The following is a 19225-nucleotide window of genomic DNA, read 5'->3' as shown; positions in this document are numbered from 1 at the left end:
CCTGCAGGTCGGCGATCGCGCCTTGCGATGCGCAGTTCGCGAAGCGCTTGTACATCGACAGGCGCTCGTGGACATCGCCGCAGTAATCCTGCGGCAGCAGGGCGGGGACGTGCAGGTTGATTTCGGTAGTCGTCGACAGCGGCGCGGCGAGGTCGGGCTCCTTGCCGTTCTTCAGCGCGCGCACGGCTTCGTTCAGCATGTCGGAATAGAGCTGGAAGCCGATTTCCTGCATTTCGCCGGACTGGTTCTCACCGAGCACTTCGCCCGCGCCGCGGATTTCGAGGTCGTGCATGGCGAGGTAGAAGCCGCTGCCCAGTTCTTCCATCTGCTGGATCGCTTCGAGACGGCGCTGCGCCTGCTTGGTCAGGCCGTGGACGTCGGTCACCAGCAGGTAGGCGTAGGCCTGGTGGTGCGACCGGCCGACGCGGCCGCGCAACTGGTGCAGCTGCGCCAGGCCGAACTTGTCGGCGCGATGCATGATGATGGTGTTGGCGCTCGGGACGTCGATGCCGGTCTCGATGATCGTCGTGCACAGCAGGATGTTGTAGCGCTGCGAGACGAAGTCGCGCATCACCTTTTCCAGGTCGCGCTCGTGCATCTGGCCGTGGGCGACGGCGATGCGCGCTTCCGGCAGCAGCTCTTCCAGCATCGCCTTTCGGTTGAGGATGGTTTCCACCTCGTTGTGCAAGAAGTACACCTGGCCGCCGCGCTTGAGTTCGCGCAGGCAGGCTTCGCGGATGACTGAGGATTCCTCAGTGCGCACGAAAGTCTTGATCGCAAGGCGCTTCTGCGGTGCGGTCGCGATGACCGAGAAGTCGCGCAGGCCTTCGAGCGCCATGCCCAGCGTCCGCGGGATCGGCGTTGCTGTCAGCGTGAGCACGTCGACTTCGGCGCGCAGGGCTTTCAGCGCTTCTTTCTGGCGCACGCCGAAGCGGTGTTCCTCGTCGATGATGACCAGACCGAGGCGCGAGAATTTCACGTCATTCGACAGCAGCTTGTGTGTGCCGATGACGATGTCGATCGTGCCATCGCCCAGGCCCTTGATCGCTTGCGTGACTTCCTTGCCGGTGCGGAAGCGCGACAGCTCCGCAATTTTTACGGGCCAGTCGGCAAAGCGGTCGGCGAAGGTCTGCGCATGCTGTTCGGCCAACAGTGTGGTCGGCGCCAGGATGGCGACCTGCTTGCCGCCCATGACGGCGACGAAGGCGGCGCGCAATGCCACTTCGGTCTTGCCGAAGCCGACGTCGCCGCAGATCAGGCGATCCATCGGCTTGCCGCTGGTCATGTCCTTGATGACCGAATTGATTGCGCTGCTCTGGTCCGGCGTTTCCTCGAAGCCGAAGCTTTCGGCAAAGGCTTCATAGTCGCGTGCGGAATACTGGAACGAATGCCCCTGGCGCGCAGCGCGGCGCGCATACAGGTTGAGCAGTTCGGCCGCGGTATCGCGAACCTGCTGGGCAGCCTTCTTCTTAGCCTTTTCCCACTGACCGGAGCCGAGTGTGTGCAGCGGCGCGTCTTCGGGCGAGGCTCCGGAGTAGCGCGAGATCACATGGAGCTGCGAAACCGGGACGTAAAGCTTGGTTTCCTTGGCGTATTCGAGGTGCAGGAATTCCGTCTCGCCCTCGCCAAGGTCCATGCTCAGCAGGCCCATGTAGCGGCCGATGCCATGGTTGATGTGCACCACCGGGTCGCCGATCTTCAGCTCCGACAGGTCGCGCACCATCGACTCGACCTGGGTGACGGCTTCCTGCTTGCGGCGCCCGGCGCGGCGGCCGGTGCCGGCGTAGAGTTCGGTTTCGGTAATGAAGGCGAGGGCGCCGAGTTCGGGCGAAAGCTCGAATCCCGCATGCAGCGGCGCCACGCCAAGCATCAGCTTTGCCGTTCCGGTGGCGAAGTCCGCAAAGCCCTCGCAGGGCGCAAGCGTCAGGTCGAATTCGTTGAAGTACTGCTGCAGCGTCTCGCGCCGTCCGTTCGATTCGGCGCAAATCATCACCCGCTTGCCAGTCTGCAGCAGGTAGGAGCGCAGGTTGACAAGCGGGTCGTCAACGCGACGGTTGACGGCAACGTTCGGTACCGGCGCCGACACTTCGGAAGCGGCATCGCCTTGCTGGATCACCCAGCGGCCGAAGGGCTTGGCGAGGGTGAAGAAGTCCTCGTCCGTCAGGAACAGGCGCTCGGGCGGCAGCAGCGGGCGTTCGCGGTCGGTCTTCAGGAATTTGTAGCGTGACTGGGTATCGCTCCAGAAGCGTTTGATCGATGCATCGATGTCGCCGACGAGCGCGAAGGTGGCATCCTCCGGCAGGTACTGGAACAAGGTCGCCGTCTCGTCGAAGAACAGGGGCAGGTAGTACTCGATCCCAGCCGACGCGATGCCGTTGCCGATGTCCTTGTAGATTGCGGAGCGGGACGGGTCGCCTTCGAATTCCTCGCGCCAGCGGCCCCGGAATGCAGTGCGCGCGGCTTCATCCATCGGGAACTCGCGTCCCGGAAGCAGGCGCACTTCGCGCACCGGATAGAGCGAGCGCTGTGTGTCGGCGTCGAAGGTGCGGATGGTTTCGATCGTGTCGCCGAACAGGTCGATGCGGTAGGGCAGCACGGAACCCATCGGGAACAGGTCGATCAGGCCGCCGCGCACCGAGTATTCGCCCGGCGACATGACTTGGCCCACATGCGTGTAGCCGGCCAGCGTCAGCTGCGATTTCAGGCGGGCTTCATCCAGCGTTTCGCCCTGCTTGAAGAAGAAGGTATAGGCCGCCAGGAAGGAGGGTGGCGCCATGCGCAGCAGCGCGGTGGTGGCCGGGACGATGAGCACGTCGCACTGCCCGGTACTCACTTCATGCAGGGTGGCGAGGCGTTCCGATACCAGGTCCTGGTGCGGCGAAAACGCGTCATAAGGCAGCGTTTCCCAGTCGGGCAGCAGGTGGCAGCGCAAGGCGGAATCATCGTTGCCGCCGAACCAGGGGATTTCTTGCCGCAGGCGCTGGGCATCGGTCGCGCTGGCGACGACAATCGCCAGCATGCGTTTCTGCTGCTTCAGTTCAAGCGCCGCCTGGGCCAGCACGAAGGCATCCGCGGAACCGTGCACGGCGGGGACGGCGAAACGGTTACCGGCCTTGGGAAGGGATTTTTTCGGATCGAACGACATAGGGGGCGCCAGGTTGCGGGAAATGCCCCAGCAAGCTGCATGTCGGGGACTGCGACTATGAGAAAATATGGCGAGATTATAAACCAAGCCCCGCCGCCGTCCCGGCGTGCATCCTGCACAAACTTGTCAGAATGACTCCATCCCGCCACTTCGCGCTGATCCCCGCCGCCGGCGTCGGCGCGCGCATGGGGGCCGAGTGCCCCAAGCAATACATGCCGCTGGCCGGCAAGCTGATGCTGGTGCATGTGCTCGATACCTTTGCCTCCTGCCCGTCCATTGCCCATACCTATGTCGTCGTCAGCAAGGAAGACGGCTATATCGACGAGGCGCTCGCCGGCGCGAAACACCTTGCCGACCGCGTCACGGTGCTCCATGCCGGCGGTCCCACGCGGCACCAGTCGGTGCTGAACGGGCTGCATGCAATGCGCGCGGACGCCACCGACAACGATTGGGTACTGGTGCACGATGCGGCGCGCCCGGGCCTCACCGGGGAACTGATCGATCGCCTGATCGGTGCCGTGAAGAACGATCCGGTGGGCGGCCTGCTGGCCTTGCCGGTGGTGGACACGCTCAAGCGCGGCAATGCGGAAGGGCGCGCCGATGCGACCGTCCCGCGCGACGGCCTATGGGCGGCGCAAACGCCGCAGATGTTCCGCTACGCGTTGCTGCGCACGGCACTGGAAAAGGCCACCGAGGTCACCGACGAAGCATCCGCCATTGAAACGCTCGGCCTGAAGCCGAAACTGGTCGAAGGCAGCCCGCGCAACTTCAAGATCACGCTGCCGCACGACGTTGCGTTGGCAGAACTGCATTTGAAAGGAAATCCATGAGCCTCCCGCCCTTCAGGATCGGACAGGGATACGACTGCCACGCCCTCGTGCCCGGCAGGGCGCTGATCGTCGGCGGGGTGAACATTCCGCACACCGCCGGCCTGCTCGGCCATTCGGATGCGGATGTCCTGCTGCATGCGATTACCGACGCCATCCTCGGCGCCGCCGGACTGGGCGACATCGGGCGTCATTTCCCGGATACCGATCCGCAATTCAAGGGGGCGGACTCCCGCGTACTGCTGCGCGAGGCCGGCAAGCGGGTGATGGCGGCCGGGTATGCGATCGGGAATATCGACGCGACCATCATCGCGCAGGCGCCGAAAATGGCGCCGCATATCGCGGGCATGGTGGCGAATATCGCCGCCGACCTCGACATCGGTCCCGGGCAGGTCAACATCAAGGCCAAGACCAACGAACGCCTGGGCTATCTGGGGCGCGAGGAAGGCATGACCGCCGACGCGGTAGCGCTGATTTACCGTCGCTAAATCAGCCGCCGCCGATCCCGTGGATCACGCGGCCCGTTCCCTCGCAGGTCGGGCATTCACTGCCATCCTTGCGGATACCGGTACCGCCGCAATCCTCGCACAGGTCTTCACCCGTGCCTGGCGTACCGGGCATGGCATCATCTCCCGGTTTCAGGTGTTTAGGCTGTTCGCCCGGCGTTCCGGTGGAAGGGGATGCTGGCATGGAACCTCCTGAAAGAAAAAACGGCATGGGTTGTCACCCATGCCGTTTGGTAGATTGCCAGTCTTGCAGGAAGTTCAAGCCGCTCCAGGCGGTGCTCAGACGCTCAGTTCCAGCACTTTCCGGCTGACATCGAGGGTGACGTCACGCTGTTCGCCGAGCGTCACCATGCGGTGGCTCTCGAGGTGTTTCAGGATGGCATCGATGTTTTGTGCGCCGAGCTGGTAGTCGGACAGGCGCGTCTTCACACCCATTTTTTCGAAGAAGTCCTGGGTGCGCTGGATCGCCTGGTCGATGCGCGCATCTTCGCTGCCTTCCGTGATGCCCCAGACGCGCGCCGCGTACTGCAGCAGCTTGGCGCGCTTGCCTTCCTTGCGCACACGCAGCATGCCCGGCAGTACGATCGCCAGCGTCTGTGCGTGGTCGAGGCCGTACAGGGCGGTAAGCTCATGACCGACCATGTGCGTTGCCCAGTCCTGCGGGACGCCGGCGCCGATCAGGCCGTTCAGGGCGAGGGTAGCGCACCACATGATGTTGGCGCGCGTGTCGTAATCTTCCGGATTGGCCAGCGCCTTCGGTCCCTCCTCGATCAGGGTTTGCAGCAAGCCCTCGGCGAAGCGGTCCTGCACCGGCGAGTTGACCGGATAGGTCATGTACTGCTCCATGACGTGCGCATACGCGTCCACTACGCCGTTGCCGATCTGGCGGACGGGCAGGGTGAAGGTCTTCGCCGGGTCGAGGATGGAGAATTTCGGGAACACCAGCTTGTTCGAGAAGGCCATCTTTGCCTGCAGCGACTTGCGGGTGACGACGGAGCCGTCGTTCATTTCCGAGCCGGTGGCGGGCAGCGTGAGGATGGTGCCGAAGGGCAGCGCGCTGGTGATGTTCCGGCCGCGCTTTTCGAGGATGGTCCAGGGATCGCCTTCAAAGTTCACAGCGGCGGCGACGAACTTCGTGCCGTCGATGACCGAGCCGCCACCTACTGCCAGCAGAAAGTCCAGCTTTTCCTTGCGGATGAGTTCAACCGCCTGCATCAGCGTCTCGTAGCTCGGATTCGGTTCGATGCCGGAAAACTCCTGCACGGTGCGGCCAGCCAGGGCCGCCATCACTTCGTCGAACACGCCATTGCTCTTGATGCTGCCGCCGCCATACAGGACCAGCACGCGGGCGTCCGCCGGCACGACCTTCGCGAGGTCGGCGATGCGGCCCTTGCCAAACAGGATCTGGGTCGGGTTGTAGAAGTCGAAATTCAGCATGGATGGTCCTCTTGTGGTTGTCGTTGTCTCCCGCCGGATTGTATGACAAGGATAAAAATCGCGTTCGACACGCCCAAAACCCGGGTTTGCGATAGGAATTTTCCGCAGATGCCCGCCGCCTCGATTGTCTTCGTCAATATGTCAAATTGAAATTGCCAATTTGAGCTTTGCCTGCCGGGGTACACAATGAGTTTGCACGACCCGTTTCGCGGGCGTTCCGTGTGCCCGCCGCCGTCTCGCCGCAGGATGTATTTCCAACGATGTCCAACAAGGAAGGAGACTCTCATGGCAAATCTCAAAGGTTCCAAGACCGAAGCTAACCTGAAGGCTGCATTCGCAGGGGAATCGCAAGCAAACCGCCGCTACCTCTACTTCGCCAACAAGGCGGACGTGGAAGGCCAGAACGACGTTGCCGCTTTGTTCCGCTCCACCGCGGAGGGCGAAACGGGACACGCGCACGGCCACCTCGAATATCTCGAAATGGTCGGCGACCCGGCCACGGGTCTCCCGATCGGTAATTCGCGCCAGAACCTGCAGGCGGCGATCGCCGGTGAAACCCACGAATACACCGACATGTACCCCGGCATGGCAAAGACCGCACGGGACGAAGGCTTCGACGAAATCGCCGACTGGTTCGAAACCCTGGCGAAGGCGGAGCGCTCCCACGCCAACCGTTATCAGAAAGCCCTGGATTCGCTGGTTGACTGAGCCGTATCCCTGCAGCGACGCCTCCCGGCCAGCGGGAGGCGGACGTCCACATCCCTGAAGGGCACAGCCATGTCCAATCGCGAAGGCAACCTCGAAGCGCCGACACGCCATCCGCTCGACTGGAAGGACGAGGACTTCTACAACGAGGAATCGCTGCACAAGGAGATGGAGCGGGTGTTCGACATTTGCCACGGCTGCCGCCGCTGCGTCTCGCTGTGCGGTTCCTTTCCCACGCTGTTCGACCTCGTTGACGAGTCCTCGACCATGGAAGTCGACGGCGTCGACAAGAAGGATTACTGGAAGGTCGTCGACCAGTGCTACCTGTGCGATGTCTGCTACATGACGAAGTGCCCGTACACGCCGCCGCATCCGTGGAACCTCGATTTCCCGCACCTGATGCTGCGGGCGAAAGCGGTCAAGTTCCGCAAGGGGGAAGTCAGGGCGCGCGACAAGTTTTTGTCCAATACCGACGGGCTGGGCACATTTGCAGGCATTCCCATCGTCACACAGACGATCAATGCGGTAAACAAGACGAAGGTGGCGCGCGGCATGATGGAAAACGTCATGGGTGTCGACCGAAATGCCTGGCTCCCCGACTTTGCGCCGCGCAAGTTCCGGTCCGGCGCGGCAGAATCCCGGCCGTACGCGGTGAATGACGGCACGCTCACGCCGGGCAAGGTGGCGGTCTATTCGACCTGCTACATCAATTACAACGAGCCGGGTATCGGGCACGATCTGCTTGCCATTCTCGACCATAATGAAATTCCGTACGTGCTGGTCGAGAAGGAGGCGTGCTGCGGCATGCCAAAGCTGGAACAGGGCGACCTGGCAGGCGTGGAGCAGAAGAAGAACATCAATATCCCGCACCTCGCCGAACTGGCGCGCAAAGGATTTGCGATCCTGACGCCGATTCCATCCTGCACGCTGATGTACAAGCAGGAATTGCCGCTGATGTTCCCCGACGATCCAGACGTGCAACTGGTGCGCGACGCGATGTGGGATCCGTTCGAATACTTCGTGCAGCGCAACCGGGACGGGCTGCTCAAGCGGGACTTCAAGCAGCCGCTCGGAAACGTCTCCTACCATGTGCCTTGCCACTTGCGGGTGCAGAACATGGGCAAGAAGACGGTCGAGGCGCTGCAGCTTGTCCCCGGCACGAAACTGAACGTCGTCGAGCGCTGTTCCGGCCACGCCGGTACTTTTGGCGTAAAGAAGGAATTCCACGCTACGGCGATGAAGATTGGCAAGCCGGTATTCAAGGCCATGGCAAACAATGAGCCGGACTACATCTCCTCCGACTGCCAGCTCGCCGGGCACCATATCGAGCAGGGGATGGAAGAGGCCGGCCTGCGCAAAGCGGAAATGGCCCATCCTCTGGCCCTGCTGCGAAAGGCTTACGGCATATAGGAGATCGCATGCTCAAATCCCACGACCTGCTGACGCTTGAAGCCTACGCCAAGGCTCGGCCCGCATTGCGCGCGGAAATCATCCAGCACAAGAAGCTGCGCAGCGTCCACCTCGGCAATCACGTCACGCTGCTCTTTGAAAACGAACAGACGGTGCGCTACCAGGTGCAGGAAATGTTGCGCATCGAGCGCATCTTCGAGGAGGACGGCATCCAGGCCGAGCTGGATGCCTACAATCCGCTGATTCCCGATGGCAGCAACCTGAAGGCGACCATGCTGATCGAATATGCGAACGAGGCTGAGCGCAAGGCAGCGCTGGCGAAGCTGATCGGCATCGAGGATCGTTTATTCGTGCAGGTGGAAGGACAGGCACGCGTCTATGCGATCGCCGACGAAGACCTGGACCGCGAAAACGATGAAAAGACCTCGGCGGTACATTTCGTGCGCTTCGAGCTGACGGATTCCATGAAAGCCGCGCTCAAGGGTGGCGCCCAGATGATGATCGGCTGCGATCATCCGAACTATCCGGCGCATGTGGAGGAACTGGCGCCGGACACACTTGCGTCCCTGATGCAGGACCTGCACTGAATCAGGCAGCTGCCTTGTCGGTCTCTGCCGGCAAGGCAATACGCGTCTTCATCCTGTACGCCTGCGGTGTCATGCCGGCCAGCTGCTTGAAGACCTGGCGGAAGTAGGCGACATCCCGGTAGCCCGCTTCTTCGGCGACGGTTTCAATGCCGAGCGCAGTCTGCTCGAGCCGGTGCTTCGCATGTTCCACGCGCAGCCGCTGCAGGTATTCATTTGGCGTGTCACCCGTGGCCTTCTTGAAGCGGCGCTTGAAATTGCGTTCGCTCATTGCGCAGATTTCCGCCAGTGCCGTCGCATTGAGAGCGTCGCGGAAATGCGCTTCCATGTGGTTCTGTGCCTTGAGGATGGCGGCATCGCCATGCCGCTTCTGGAATTCGAACAGCGAATAGTCCATCTGCTGCTCCCGCCATCCATCCAGTACCAGCGCCTTCGCCAGCTGCTCGGCCGTCCTGTAGCCGCACCAGTATTCCACGAGGTACAGGCAGAGTTCCGCATAAGCATTAATGCCGCCCGAACAGAAAATACTGCCGTCCTGCGTCAGCATGCGCTCCGGCCGTACATCGACCTCGGGATAAAGCTCGCGGAACATCGGGACAAAGCCCCAGTGCGTCGTCGCCACGCGACCGCTCAGCAGGCCAGCCTCGGCGAGCACGAATGCGCCTGTGCAGATGCTGGCAAGGCGCGTCCCCTGGCGGTGCAGGCGTGTGAGGTGAGGCACGACGATCTTTCCCCAGGATTGCCGCTCAGCGATATTGGCGGAGGTCACGATCAACAGGTCCGCACTGCTGACATCGGCCAACGCCCCCTGCGACTTGATCTGCATGCCATTCATACAGGTCACATCGCCGCCGTCGATGCTGACGATGCGCACATTGAAGCGCGGGGAGGGGTTGGCTGCGCACAGCATCTCCCACAATTGTCCGGCCTGGGTGAAGACATCCATCGGTCCCGCCACCGTGGTGGGCAGCGTTCCTGGCATGGCCAGGATGACGGTGTCGACCGGCCTGTTCTTGGCCTGATTACCTGCGGAACTTGGCACGTCGCTCCCTCACTGGGACGGGATTGCTGGGGTAGACTGGCCGCACTGTCACCTAACGGAGCGCAACCAGATGGAAAAGAACGTATATCAATACCAATATACCGTAAGCTGGTCGGACCTGGACGCCAACGTGCACATGCGCAATACCGGCTACCTCGACTATGCGGCTCAGACTCGCTTCATGTACCTGAAGGAAAGCGGCTTTACTCCGGCGGACTTCAAGGAGGCCGGCATCGGCCCGGTCATCTTCTCCGAGCAGATTGCCTATCACAAGGAATTCCATTTCCTCGAGAACTTCTCGGTGACGATGGAGCTGGGCGGCCTCAGCGAGGACGGCGCGAAGTTCATCATGGTGAACCGTTTCTACAAGGCCGACGGCAGGCTCGCCGCTGAAGTGGCAACGCGCGGCGCCTGGTTCAACCTTGCCGATCGCCGTGTCGGGCCTCCGCCGCAGGCGCTGAACGATGCGTTGCTGCGACTGCCGCGAACTGAAAATTTTGAAACGCTCTGACGAGGAGGACCGGATGGCGGCAACGATCAGGCTGAAGTGGGTCTATGAACCTGCATCGCCGGAAGACGGCAAACGTATCCTGGTGGATCGCCTGTGGCCACGCGGGATGACGAAGGAGAAGGTCGACATCGTGTACTGGGCCAAGGCGATATCCCCCTCCAACGACCTGCGCAAGTGGTACGGGCATGATCCGGAACGATGGGATGAATTCCGCGACCGCTACTACAGCGAGCTGCATGCCAACCCGGATGGCCTGCAAGCGCTGCTGGAGCACCTCGGCGCAGGCGACGTGACCTTCCTCTACAGCAGCAAGGAGCACCGCATCAACAACGCGGTCGCGCTGCGCGACTACGTGCTACCCATGTTGCGGAAGAAGCGGAAGGTCAGCTGAGCGCGCCGGTAATCGGGATGGATACCCGGACGCGCAGGCCGCCGCCGTTCTTGTTCGACAGTTTGATCGCGCCGCGGTGGCGCTTCACGATACGGTCGACGATGGCCAGGCCGAGGCCCGCGCCATTGGCCTGGCCGCGCGCGGTATCAAGGCGGGTAAAGGGACGCAGCAGGCGTTCCAGTTCCTGCTCAGGGACGCCGGGCCCGCTGTCCGTAATTTCGATGACGGCCTGGTTGCCTTCCTGACGGCAGGCGATGTCGATTTCCGCAGTGGTCGAGTTCGGCGCCTTGCCATAGCGGCGCGCATTTTCGATCAAGTTGCTGACGATGCGTTTGAGGTCGGTCGCATGGCCGAAGACGTTGACGTTCGGCGCAATGTCGCTCTGGACGCGGACATCATGCTGCCGCCCGGCTTCCCGCGCACAGTCCGTCAGGAGGGCGCTCAGGTCGACGCTTGCGCCATGCATGTTCTCGCTTGGCCGTGCGTATTCCAGGAACTGGCCGATGATTGCGTCCATCTGCGCGAGGTCGGACTGCATGCCCAGTCTCGCTTCGTCGGGCAGGTGCGCCATTTCGACTTCCAGCTGCATGCGCGCGAGCGGCGTCCGCAAGTCATGCGAGATGCCGGCCAGGATCACTGCCCGGTCACTCTCGACGCGGTTCAGGTCGGCCACCATCTGGTTGAAGCTGCGGTTGGCATCACGGATTTCGGCTGGGCCGCGTTCCGGCAAGGGCTCCGGCCAGATTCCCTTGGCAATCGCCTGTGTGGCCGTGGCGATGCGCGACAGCGGCTGATTGATCAGGCGCGAGATGAAGACGGCGCCGAGCAGCGACAGCATCAGCGCGGTGGTGCCGAAACCAAGCCACTGGATGTTGGACACGCCTTCGATGCGTTCGCGGTCCAGCCGCAGCCAGTATTCGTCGTCGTCGATCTTGAAGCTCACCCAGAAGCCGGCCACGTCGTTGACGCGCCCGGCGAACTTGGTGTCCGACCCGAGTCGCGCCTTCACGTTGGATTCCAGCACCAGCATCAGCTCGCTGTCGGGCGGCGGGCCGACTTCATCGCTTTCTTCCAGTGGATAGATGCGGATGCCTTCGTTGCTGGCGAGGTCGAACAGCAGCTCGCGCCGCAGTTCGGGCGCCGAGTGGGTGAGGGCGGCGCGGGTGATGGTCACGATGGAAATCACCTGCGCGGCCATTTGCTGCGCGCGCGGCGTGCGTTCAACGATGCGGAAGCTCGTTACCCAGGCCAGGATGCTGGCGGTAATGAGGAAGGCGAGCAGGAAGAAGGTCCGCCAGAACAGGCCGCTTTTGAGCCAGCCGAACCGATTTCCTATGATGGGGATCAAGATCCTTTGTGTCCGTTGCGTCCGTTACGTCGGTCAAGCCTCAGCGCGGCTGGCCTTCTGGAATGAAGACATAACCCAGGCCCCACACCGTCTGGATGTAAATCGGGTTGGAGGGATCGGGTTCGATAAGCTTGCGGAGGCGGGAAATCTGCACGTCCAGGCTGCGGTCGAAGACTTCGTATTCTCGGCCGCGGGCCAGTTCCATCAATTTTTCGCGCGACAGCGGCTGGCGCGCATGGCGGGCAAACACCTTGAGCACCGAGAATTCACCAGTGGTCAGGGAAATGGTTTCGCCGTTCTTCTTCAGCGTGCGCGTGCCGAGGTCGAGGATGAAATCGCCGAACTGGAAGGTCTGCGGCGTTTCGGAAGGCGCACCCGGAATCTCGTCCGGCCCCTTGCGGCGCAGCACGGCATTGATACGCGCCACCAGCTCGCGCGGGTTGAAGGGTTTGGGCAGGTAATCGTCCGCGCCCATTTCGAGGCCGACGATGCGGTCCACGTCTTCGCCCTTGGCGGTCAGCATGATGATGGGTGTCTGGTCGCCGGCACCGCGCAGGCGACGGCAGATCGACAGGCCGTCTTCCCCCGGCAGCATCAGGTCGAGCACCAGCAGGTCGTAGCGCTCGCGGATCCAGAGCTTGTTCATCGCCTGCGCGTTTTCCGCGGTGACGACATTGAATCCCTGCTCCGCGAGATAGCGGCGCAGGAGGTCGCGCAGGCGCTGGTCGTCATCAACAACCAGGATTCGGGCCTGGTGTCCGCTGGGCGTCTGCCCAGGCGTAAGAGCAGTAGGGTTGGTTGTATTCATGGCGCTATGGTAACGTCAGAAAAAGCTCGTCCAATCAGTATGGCGCAAAGCATTACAAAGTGTTACAAACTTTACCTTATCCGGGTTTAGTGTGCCTCAAGCGGGGCATACACTTCCACATTATCGGCCTACCTTCTTGATTGTGCCTCCCGGGCGCAATGGTTTTCGAATAATGCGACTCCATCGAATCGGTTCCTGTCTCCTGCTGTTGCTCTGCGCGGCGAGTGCGCTCGCCGAGCCGGGCGGCTACCGGCGCGACGCGCGGGACGCCGTTCGCGCCTACCATATTCAGGCGGTGACGCTGGAGCGCACGCTGCCGCCGGGCCAGATGCAGGGCGTTCCGCAGGAGCGCCCCCGGCAAGGCATGCCGGACAGCAGCGGTTACGGCGCGCCCAGGGAAAGCCGGTCCGACAGCCAGCAAGCCGAAAACGCACGCCGCCAGCAGGGGCGCATGACCCCGGAAGAGCGCCGTACCCTGCGCCGCCAGATCGACGAGGCCGGCCACGACATCTATTCGCCCAGGCGGTGAATGTTCAACCCGCCTCGGGTAAGTCGCGGGTTTCTTCCATATAGTTGTTCTTCACGCGCACATAGTGCTCTGCCGAGTAGCGCAGATAGGCGATCTCGTCCGCCGTCAGGGGGCGCACCGCCTTAACCGGGCTGCCGACGTACAGCATGCCGCTTTCCAGTATCTTGCCTGGCGGGACCAGGCTGCCTGCGCCGATCATCACGCGGTCGGGAATCACGGCATCGTCCATGACGATCGTCCCCATCCCGATCAGGCATTCGTTGCCAATCGAGCAACCGTGCAAGATGACCGAATGGCCAATCGTCACATAATCTCCAATCACTAGCGGCGAGCCTTCCGGCTTGGTCGGCGTCTTGTGCGACACATGGCACATGGTCAGGTCCTGCACATTGCTGCAGCGGCCGACACGGACCCGGTTGACGTCGCCGCGCAGGACGGCATTGCACCAGACCGAGCTGTCGTCACCAAGGATCACGTCCCCGATGATCTGGGCCGAGTCGTGCACCCACGCACGCTCGCCGATGAGCGGGAAGGTGCCGAGATAAGGGGAAAGCGGCATGGTTTGGATCCTTTTCCGGAGTGTCAGTTTTGCCGGCGCTTGCGGGCGGCGATGGCAGCCGTGAACTTGCCAAGTCGCTTGTACAGCGCACCAATGCGCTTGTCCCAGCCACTCAGTGCGCGGTATTGCCGGAGCACCGTCGCGACGTCGCCGCGGGCAATCGGTCCCGTCAGCGCCTCGGTCGTGCCAAGCCGGAAGACATTATCGACCGTGCCGCGCACCAGCGGTTCCATCAGCCGCAGCGCTTCATCGCGCGGAACGCCGGCTTTGGCATAGGCTTCGACAGCCACGTCGAGCAGGGAGACAAGATAGTTCGACGAGAAGACGGCCGCTGAATGATAGATGGTTTTGAACCGGGGATCGATCGTGACCAGACGGGCGCCGATCGCAGAGAACGCTGGGCCGAGCACGCCAAGCGCAGCGGCGTCGCCTTCCATCCCGCAGTATGTGCCGACGAACGCGCGGGCGACAGCATCCGCTCCGGCGAAGCTGCGGATGGGATGCACGCTCGCGGTCGCCGCACCGCGCGTTTTTGCCGATGCAAGCGCAGTTGACGGCAACGCGCCGCTGCAATGGAAAACCACGTCGCCCGGCCGGAGCAAGCCGCTTTCGGCAAGTCGCGCGCAGGTCGGCTCCACCTGGTCGTCCGGCGTTCCGATCAGGAAAACGTCGGCGGGGTGCAAGTCATCCCAGCCGGGCGTGGCGCGTCCGGCGCCGAGGAATTCGATTGCGTGTGTGGCGCTCTCGCTCGACCTGTTCAGGACATCCTGTACCTGGAATGTTCCGTGTTCCGTCCACAGTCTTCCGAGCACCTTGCCGACCTGGCCGCAGCCGATGATGTTGAGTGTTGGTGCCATATTCGTCACGCGTCCTGGCGGAGCCTGCGCCAGTCGCGTTCCAGCAGTGAGTAGCAGTTGAGGTCGTGGAAGCGCCCGCCCCAGAAAGCTTGTTCCCTGTGCACGCCTTCGAAGCGGAATCCGAGCCGCGACGCAAGGCTGATCGAGGCGAGGTTGTCCGGATGCGTTTCGGCCTGGACACGGTGAAGCGACATGACATCGAATCCGTAGTCGAGGATGGCCGTGATGGCTTCGAGCATGTAACCCTGACGTTTCTGCGCGCGCCCGATCTCGTAGCCGATCACGCAGTTGCGCCAGCTCTTGTTCCAGCGGAACAAGCCGCAGGTGCCGATCAGCTGGCGATCCTCGCGGCGTTCCAGTGCCCAGCGGTAGCCTGTGCCTGCGGCGAACCAGCTCGAGAACAGGTCGGCAAGATGCTCGGCTTCGCCCATGCTGCTGACCGGATCGACGCCATACCACCGCATCCATTCAGCATCCGAATGGATGGAAAAGAGCGCAGGCGCATCCGCCAGTACGACCTGGCGTAATGTCAGGCGCGGCGTGCGCAGGATAGGGAAGGCGTTTGGCATGGCAAGCGGTCGTTTGGCCTCGCCGGATGAGACGAGGCCCTTATCCGTGGAATCTTACCGCAGGACCCGTAGACCAGTACGGGCCTTCGGTCGGATGGTCCTTGCGTTCCACCATCGCCCGCGCCTGGAACAGCGGGTGCGCGACGGCTTCGTCGGCACGCAGGATCGGAGTCACGCAGCAATCCGCCTTGGCGAAGCTTTCGGTCCAGTCCGCCAGTGTCCTCCGAACGAAGATCGCATCCAGCTCGGCTTTCACCGCCATCGCGTCTTCTCCGCCGACCTCCTGTCCGAGGCTCCAGTGGCGATTTTTCAGGTCGGGACGATCGAGGACGTCGCAGCAGGTTTCCCAGAACTTCAGCTCCAGCGCGCCGACAGCCATGAAGCGGCCGTCGCTGGTGCGGTAGACGTTGTAGCAGGGAACACCACCGGTCAGCAGATCCCGGCCGGGCGTCGCGGTGCGGCCAAAGTTATTTACCGCCACCAGCGGCATGATGTTGTGCGCGAAGACTGCATCCGTCATCGATACGTCGACGAAGCGGCCCTTGCCGCTTGCTTTTGCGCCGATGATGGCGGCAAGGATGCCTTGCACCGCCGCCTGCGCGCCGCCGAGCAGGTCGCCGACTTGCAGGTTGGACAAGGCGGGAACGCCGTCCGGGCCGACGTTCTGTTCCAACATGCCGGCCATACCGATGTAGTTGATGTCGTGTCCCGCCAATTGCGCGAACGGGCCATCCTTGCCATAGCCGGAAATGGCGCACATGACGAGGCGTGGATTCCGCGCGCGCAGCGTTTCCCAGCCCACGCCCAGCTTGTCCATCACGCCCGGACGGAAACTCTCGACGACCACGTCGGTGGTTTCGACCATGCCGAGGAAGGTGTCGCGCTGCGCGGCATCCTTGAGGTCGAGGCGCATGCCTTGTTTGCCGCGGTTGACCGCAATGAAGAACTGCGACACTTCCTTGCGCACATGGCCCATGGTGCGGGCATAGTCGCCGATGCCGGGATCTTCGATCTTGATGACTTCGGCGCCCATGTCAGCGAGGTGCATGGTCGCGACCGGCCCGGGCAGGAGCCGGGTGAGGTCGAGCACGCGGATGCCTTGCAAGGGTTTGTCGACTGCTGCGTTCATGCGTTGCCTCCTATAAGGTGCCTTAAGCCAGCTTTTCGAGGGCTTCCTGCTGGTCCAGCCACTCGGTTTCAAGCTGCTCCAGTTCTTTCGCAATATAGGCCTGGTCGAGGATCAGGGCCTTCAGTTCTTCCTTGTTCGCGTCGTCGTAGATCGAAGGATCGGCGAGGCGCGCGTCCACTTCGGTCTTTCGCGTGTTTAGTTTTGCCATCTGCTCGTCGAGGCGCTTGATGCGCGACTCGATAGGCTTGCGCAGCGCGGAGAGGCGCTGTCGTTCTTCCGCCTCGAGCCGGCGACGCTCCTGGCGGTCTTCGCGCGATTCCGTCGCGGTTTGCGAGCCTCCGGACTTCTCCGAGGTACTTGCCGGTGCTTCAGCCTTGCCAAGCTTTGTCTTGAACAGCCAGTCGCGGTAATCGTCGAGGTCGCCGTCGAACGGCTGCAGCCTGCCTTCGGCAACGATCATGAACTGGTCGGTGGTGGCGCGCAGCAGGTGGCGGTCGTGCGACACGAGCACGAGCGTGCCCTCGAACTGCGCCAGCGCCATCGTGAGCGCCTCGCGTGTTTCGAGGTCGAGGTGGTTGGTCGGTTCGTCGAGCAGCAGCAGGTTGGGGCGCTGCCAGACGATCAGCGCCAGTGCCAGCCGGGCTTTTTCGCCGCCGGAGAAGGGTGCGATCTTGCTCGTCACCATGTCACCGCCGAAGTTGAAGCCGCCGAGGAAATTACGCAGCTCCTGCTCGCGGGTAGTCGGCGCGATACGCGACAAGTGCCAGAGCGGCGACTCGTCGTGACGCAGCATTTCGACCTGGTGCTGGGCGAAATAGCCGATGGCCAAGCCTTTGCCCAGGCGCATGGTGCCGGATAGCGGATCGATTTCACCGGCAATAGTCTTGACCAGCGTCGATTTGCCGGCGCCGTTGACGCCGAGCAGACCGATGCGCTGTCCGGTCTGCAACGAAAATTCGATGCGCGAGACGATCGGCTTTTCGGTGTCGTCGACTCGGTAGCCAGCGACAACCTCTTCCATCACCAGCAGCGGGTTCGGCGCGCTCAGCGGCTCGCGGAATTCGAAGGAGAACTCCGCAGCGGCACGCAACGGCGCAATCTCTTCCATCTTCGCCAGCATCTTCATGCGGCTTTGCGCCTGCCTTGCCTTGGTGGCCTTGGCCTTGAAGCGGTCGATGAACGATTGCAGGTGCGCGCGTTGCCTTGCCTGCTTTTCAAAAGCGGCTTGCGTGAGCGCGATTTGCGCCGCGCGCTGGGTCTCGAAGGACGAGTAGTTGCCGCCGTAGCGCTTCAGCTTCCGGTCGTCGATGTGCACGATGACATTGACGACGCCGTCGAGGAAATCGCGATCGTGCGAAATGATGATCAGCGTGCCGGGGTAGCGCTTGAGCCAGTCCTCGAGCCAGATGATCGCATCGAGGTCGAGGTGGTTGGTCGGTTCGTCCAGCAGGAGCAGGTCGGAGGGACACATCAGCGCCTGCGCGAGATTCAGGCGCATGCGCCAGCCGCCGGAAAAGCTCGCCACCGGCTGCTGCATCTGGTCCTGGGAAAAGCCGAGGCCGGTCAGCAATTGCTCTGCGCGCGAACGGACGGTGTAGGCGTCGGCGTCCGCGAGCGCGGTGTGCAGTTCCGCAATGCGGGTGCCTTCCGCGTGGCAGCCCGACGTGCCTTCAAGCTGGGCCAGTTCCGCCTCCAGCTTGCGCAGGTTGGCGTCGCCGTCGATCGCGTATTCGATGGCCGGACGATCCAGCGCCGGTGTTTCCTGCGCCACGTAGGCCATGCGCCATTTCGCAGGAAAATCGACCGAACCGAGATCGGCGTGCAACTCGCCGCGCAGCATCGCGAACAGGCTGGACTTGCCCGCTCCGTTGGCGCCGATCAGGCCGATCTTTTCCCCGGGATTCAGCGTCAGGTCGACGCCTTCGAGCAGCGGCTTGATGCCGCGGGTCAGGCTGACTTGCTGGAAACGGATCATTGCGCGTTCAACTGGTCGGCAGTCAGCAGGAATACAGCATCGTCGCCCGCGCTGGTCGAAAGCCAGGTCAGTTCGAGATCGGCGAAGGCTGCTTCGGCGAATTCCCGCTCGTTACCGATTTCAACGACCAGCACGCCGTTGGGCGTAAGTCGCTCACCCGCGCCCGCGACGATCTTGCGCACGAGGTCCATGCCGTCCTCGCCGCCGGCCAGGGCGATCTGCGGCTCGCGCAGGTATTCCTGCGGCAGCTTGCCCATCGAGGTTGCGTTGACGTAGGGCGGGTTGGTGACGATCAGGTCGTACTTCTTTTTCGGCACCTTGGTATACAGGTCCGACTGGATCAGCGTAATGCGGTCCTGCAGTTCATACTCGTCGACGTTGCACTGCGCCACGGCAAGCGCGTCGGGAGAGATGTCGACGGCGTCCACATGCGCATTCGGGAAGTGGTCGGCCAGCATGATTGGCAGGCAGCCCGAACCAGTGCACAGTTCCAGCACGTTCGCGACGGATTCCGGATCGTCCACCCACGGGGCGAAATGATCGGGGATCAGTTCAGCGATAAAGGAGCGCGGCACGATCACGCGTTCGTCGACGTAGAAACGGTAGTCGCCCAGCCAGGCTTCGTTGGTCAGGTATGCGGCAGGGACGCGTTCGGTCGCACGGCGTTCGATGACGTTGAGTACCTTTGCCGTTTCCTCCGGCAGCAGGCGCGCATCATAGAAGGGTTCCAGTTTGTCGAGCGGGAGCTGGAGGGTATGCAGGACCAGGTAGGCTGCTTCGTCAAAGGCGTTGCTGCTGCCGTGGCCAAAGAATAGCTTGGCCGAGTTGAAACGGGTGACCGCGTAGCGAATCAGGTCGCGGATGGTGGAGAAATCATTTGGGGTCATGAGGGA

Annotated in this window: 20 protein-coding genes; 8 read left to right on the top strand and 12 right to left on the bottom strand. The window is 62.6% G+C overall.

Annotated elements, in window-relative coordinates; translation table 11 throughout:
- Positions 1–3145 (bottom strand): transcription-repair coupling factor (gene mfd / locus AYR66_RS20500; protein ID WP_088709961.1); only part of this gene is annotated, 3145 nt, incomplete at its 3' end.
- A gap of 131 nt (positions 3146–3276) precedes the next feature.
- Here mfd and ispD point away from each other — a divergent pair.
- Together ispD and ispF are read left to right on the top strand one after the other, a co-directional pair.
- A complete protein-coding gene (gene ispD, locus AYR66_RS20495; protein WP_088709045.1) occupies positions 3277–3975 on the top strand; it encodes a 2-C-methyl-D-erythritol 4-phosphate cytidylyltransferase in 699 nt (232 codons plus the stop codon).
- Positions 3972–4460 carry a 2-C-methyl-D-erythritol 2,4-cyclodiphosphate synthase gene (gene ispF, locus AYR66_RS20490; protein WP_088709044.1) on the top strand — a complete coding sequence of 163 codons (489 nt, stop codon included), beginning with the start codon at positions 3972–3974 and terminating at the stop codon, positions 4458–4460. Before ispD ends, ispF begins: the two co-directional genes overlap by 4 nt.
- Position 4461: 1 nt before the next feature.
- Here ispF and AYR66_RS20485 read toward each other — a convergent pair whose 3' ends face one another.
- Entirely contained in the window at positions 4462–4662 is a 201-nt protein-coding gene (locus AYR66_RS20485) for a hypothetical protein (protein WP_088709043.1), read from the bottom strand.
- 95 nt (positions 4663–4757) lie between these two features.
- Positions 4758–5915, bottom strand: a complete 1158-nt coding sequence (locus tag AYR66_RS20480) for an iron-containing alcohol dehydrogenase (protein ID WP_088709042.1) — start codon at positions 5913–5915, stop codon at positions 4758–4760.
- 285 nt (positions 5916–6200) lie between these two features.
- Between AYR66_RS20480 and AYR66_RS20475 the strand changes: the two genes are divergently transcribed.
- The 3 genes from AYR66_RS20475 to AYR66_RS20465 all read left to right on the top strand — a co-directional run bounded on the left by AYR66_RS20475 (position 6201) and on the right by AYR66_RS20465 (position 8617).
- Positions 6201–6623: a rubrerythrin family protein gene (locus AYR66_RS20475; RefSeq protein ID WP_088709041.1), complete on the top strand. Its 423-nt coding sequence runs from the start codon at positions 6201–6203 to the stop codon at positions 6621–6623.
- Positions 6624–6692: 69 nt separating this feature from the next.
- Positions 6693–8030: a heterodisulfide reductase-related iron-sulfur binding cluster gene (locus AYR66_RS20470; protein ID WP_088709040.1), complete on the top strand. Its 1338-nt coding sequence runs from the start codon at positions 6693–6695 to the stop codon at positions 8028–8030.
- Between the two features lie 8 nt (positions 8031–8038).
- Complete coding sequence (locus AYR66_RS20465; protein ID WP_088709039.1) at positions 8039–8617, top strand: DUF3501 family protein; 579 nt, start codon at positions 8039–8041, stop codon at positions 8615–8617.
- A gap of 1 nt (position 8618) precedes the next feature.
- Here the strand turns inward: AYR66_RS20465 and AYR66_RS20460 are convergent, their stop codons facing one another.
- The gene (locus AYR66_RS20460) at positions 8619–9656 is read right to left on the bottom strand and encodes a GlxA family transcriptional regulator (RefSeq protein WP_088709038.1); all 1038 of its coding nucleotides are present in this window, start codon (positions 9654–9656) and stop codon (positions 8619–8621) included.
- Positions 9657–9726: 70 nt separating this feature from the next.
- Between AYR66_RS20460 and AYR66_RS20455 the strand changes: the two genes are divergently transcribed.
- Both AYR66_RS20455 and AYR66_RS20450 read left to right on the top strand, forming a co-directional pair.
- Complete coding sequence (locus AYR66_RS20455; RefSeq protein WP_088709037.1) at positions 9727–10167, top strand: acyl-CoA thioesterase; 441 nt, start codon at positions 9727–9729, stop codon at positions 10165–10167.
- 13 nt (positions 10168–10180) lie between these two features.
- Positions 10181–10558, top strand: coding sequence for a DUF488 domain-containing protein (locus AYR66_RS20450; RefSeq protein ID WP_088709036.1), 378 nt, complete (start codon positions 10181–10183; stop codon positions 10556–10558).
- Here the strand turns inward: AYR66_RS20450 and AYR66_RS20445 are convergent.
- A complete protein-coding gene (locus AYR66_RS20445) occupies positions 10551–11903 on the bottom strand; it encodes an ATP-binding protein (protein ID WP_088709960.1) in 1353 nt (450 codons plus the stop codon). The genes AYR66_RS20450 and AYR66_RS20445 overlap by 8 nt on opposite strands.
- A gap of 43 nt (positions 11904–11946) precedes the next feature.
- Positions 11947–12714 carry an osmolarity response regulator transcription factor OmpR gene (ompR, locus tag AYR66_RS20440; protein WP_088709035.1) on the bottom strand — a complete coding sequence of 256 codons (768 nt, stop codon included), beginning with the start codon at positions 12712–12714 and terminating at the stop codon, positions 11947–11949.
- 172 nt (positions 12715–12886) lie between these two features.
- Here ompR and AYR66_RS20435 point away from each other — a divergent pair, with 172 nt between their 5' ends.
- On the top strand, positions 12887–13243 hold the full coding sequence (locus AYR66_RS20435) for a hypothetical protein (RefSeq protein ID WP_088709034.1): 357 nt from the start codon (positions 12887–12889) through the stop codon (positions 13241–13243).
- 4 nt (positions 13244–13247) lie between these two features.
- Here AYR66_RS20435 and AYR66_RS20430 read toward each other — a convergent pair whose 3' ends face one another.
- Genes AYR66_RS20430 through prmB form a run of 6 tightly spaced genes read right to left on the bottom strand, consistent with a single transcriptional unit; the run spans position 13248 to position 19219 of the window.
- A complete protein-coding gene (locus AYR66_RS20430; RefSeq protein ID WP_088709033.1) occupies positions 13248–13802 on the bottom strand; it encodes a gamma carbonic anhydrase family protein in 555 nt (184 codons plus the stop codon).
- 23 nt (positions 13803–13825) lie between these two features.
- The gene (locus AYR66_RS20425) at positions 13826–14659 is read right to left on the bottom strand and encodes a Rossmann-like and DUF2520 domain-containing protein (RefSeq protein WP_088709032.1); all 834 of its coding nucleotides are present in this window, start codon (positions 14657–14659) and stop codon (positions 13826–13828) included.
- Positions 14660–14664: 5 nt separating this feature from the next.
- Complete coding sequence (locus AYR66_RS20420; RefSeq protein ID WP_088709031.1) at positions 14665–15228, bottom strand: GNAT family N-acetyltransferase; 564 nt, start codon at positions 15226–15228, stop codon at positions 14665–14667.
- Positions 15229–15268: 40 nt separating this feature from the next.
- The gene (locus AYR66_RS20415) at positions 15269–16357 is read right to left on the bottom strand and encodes a CaiB/BaiF CoA transferase family protein (protein ID WP_088709030.1); all 1089 of its coding nucleotides are present in this window, start codon (positions 16355–16357) and stop codon (positions 15269–15271) included.
- Positions 16358–16379: 22 nt separating this feature from the next.
- A complete protein-coding gene (locus AYR66_RS20410; protein ID WP_088709029.1) occupies positions 16380–18332 on the bottom strand; it encodes an ATP-binding cassette domain-containing protein in 1953 nt (650 codons plus the stop codon).
- Positions 18329–19219 (bottom strand): 50S ribosomal protein L3 N(5)-glutamine methyltransferase, encoded by an 891-nt coding sequence (prmB, locus tag AYR66_RS20405; protein WP_088709028.1) that lies wholly within the window; start codon positions 19217–19219, stop codon positions 18329–18331. The genes AYR66_RS20410 and prmB overlap by 4 nt, the downstream gene beginning before the upstream one ends.
- Positions 19220–19225: the final 6 nt, after the last annotated feature.

This window comes from Noviherbaspirillum denitrificans (assembly GCF_002211445.1).
Taxonomy (GTDB): domain Bacteria; phylum Pseudomonadota; class Gammaproteobacteria; order Burkholderiales; family Burkholderiaceae_D; genus Noviherbaspirillum; species Noviherbaspirillum denitrificans.
This window is presented reverse-complemented; position numbering and strand designations above follow the sequence as displayed.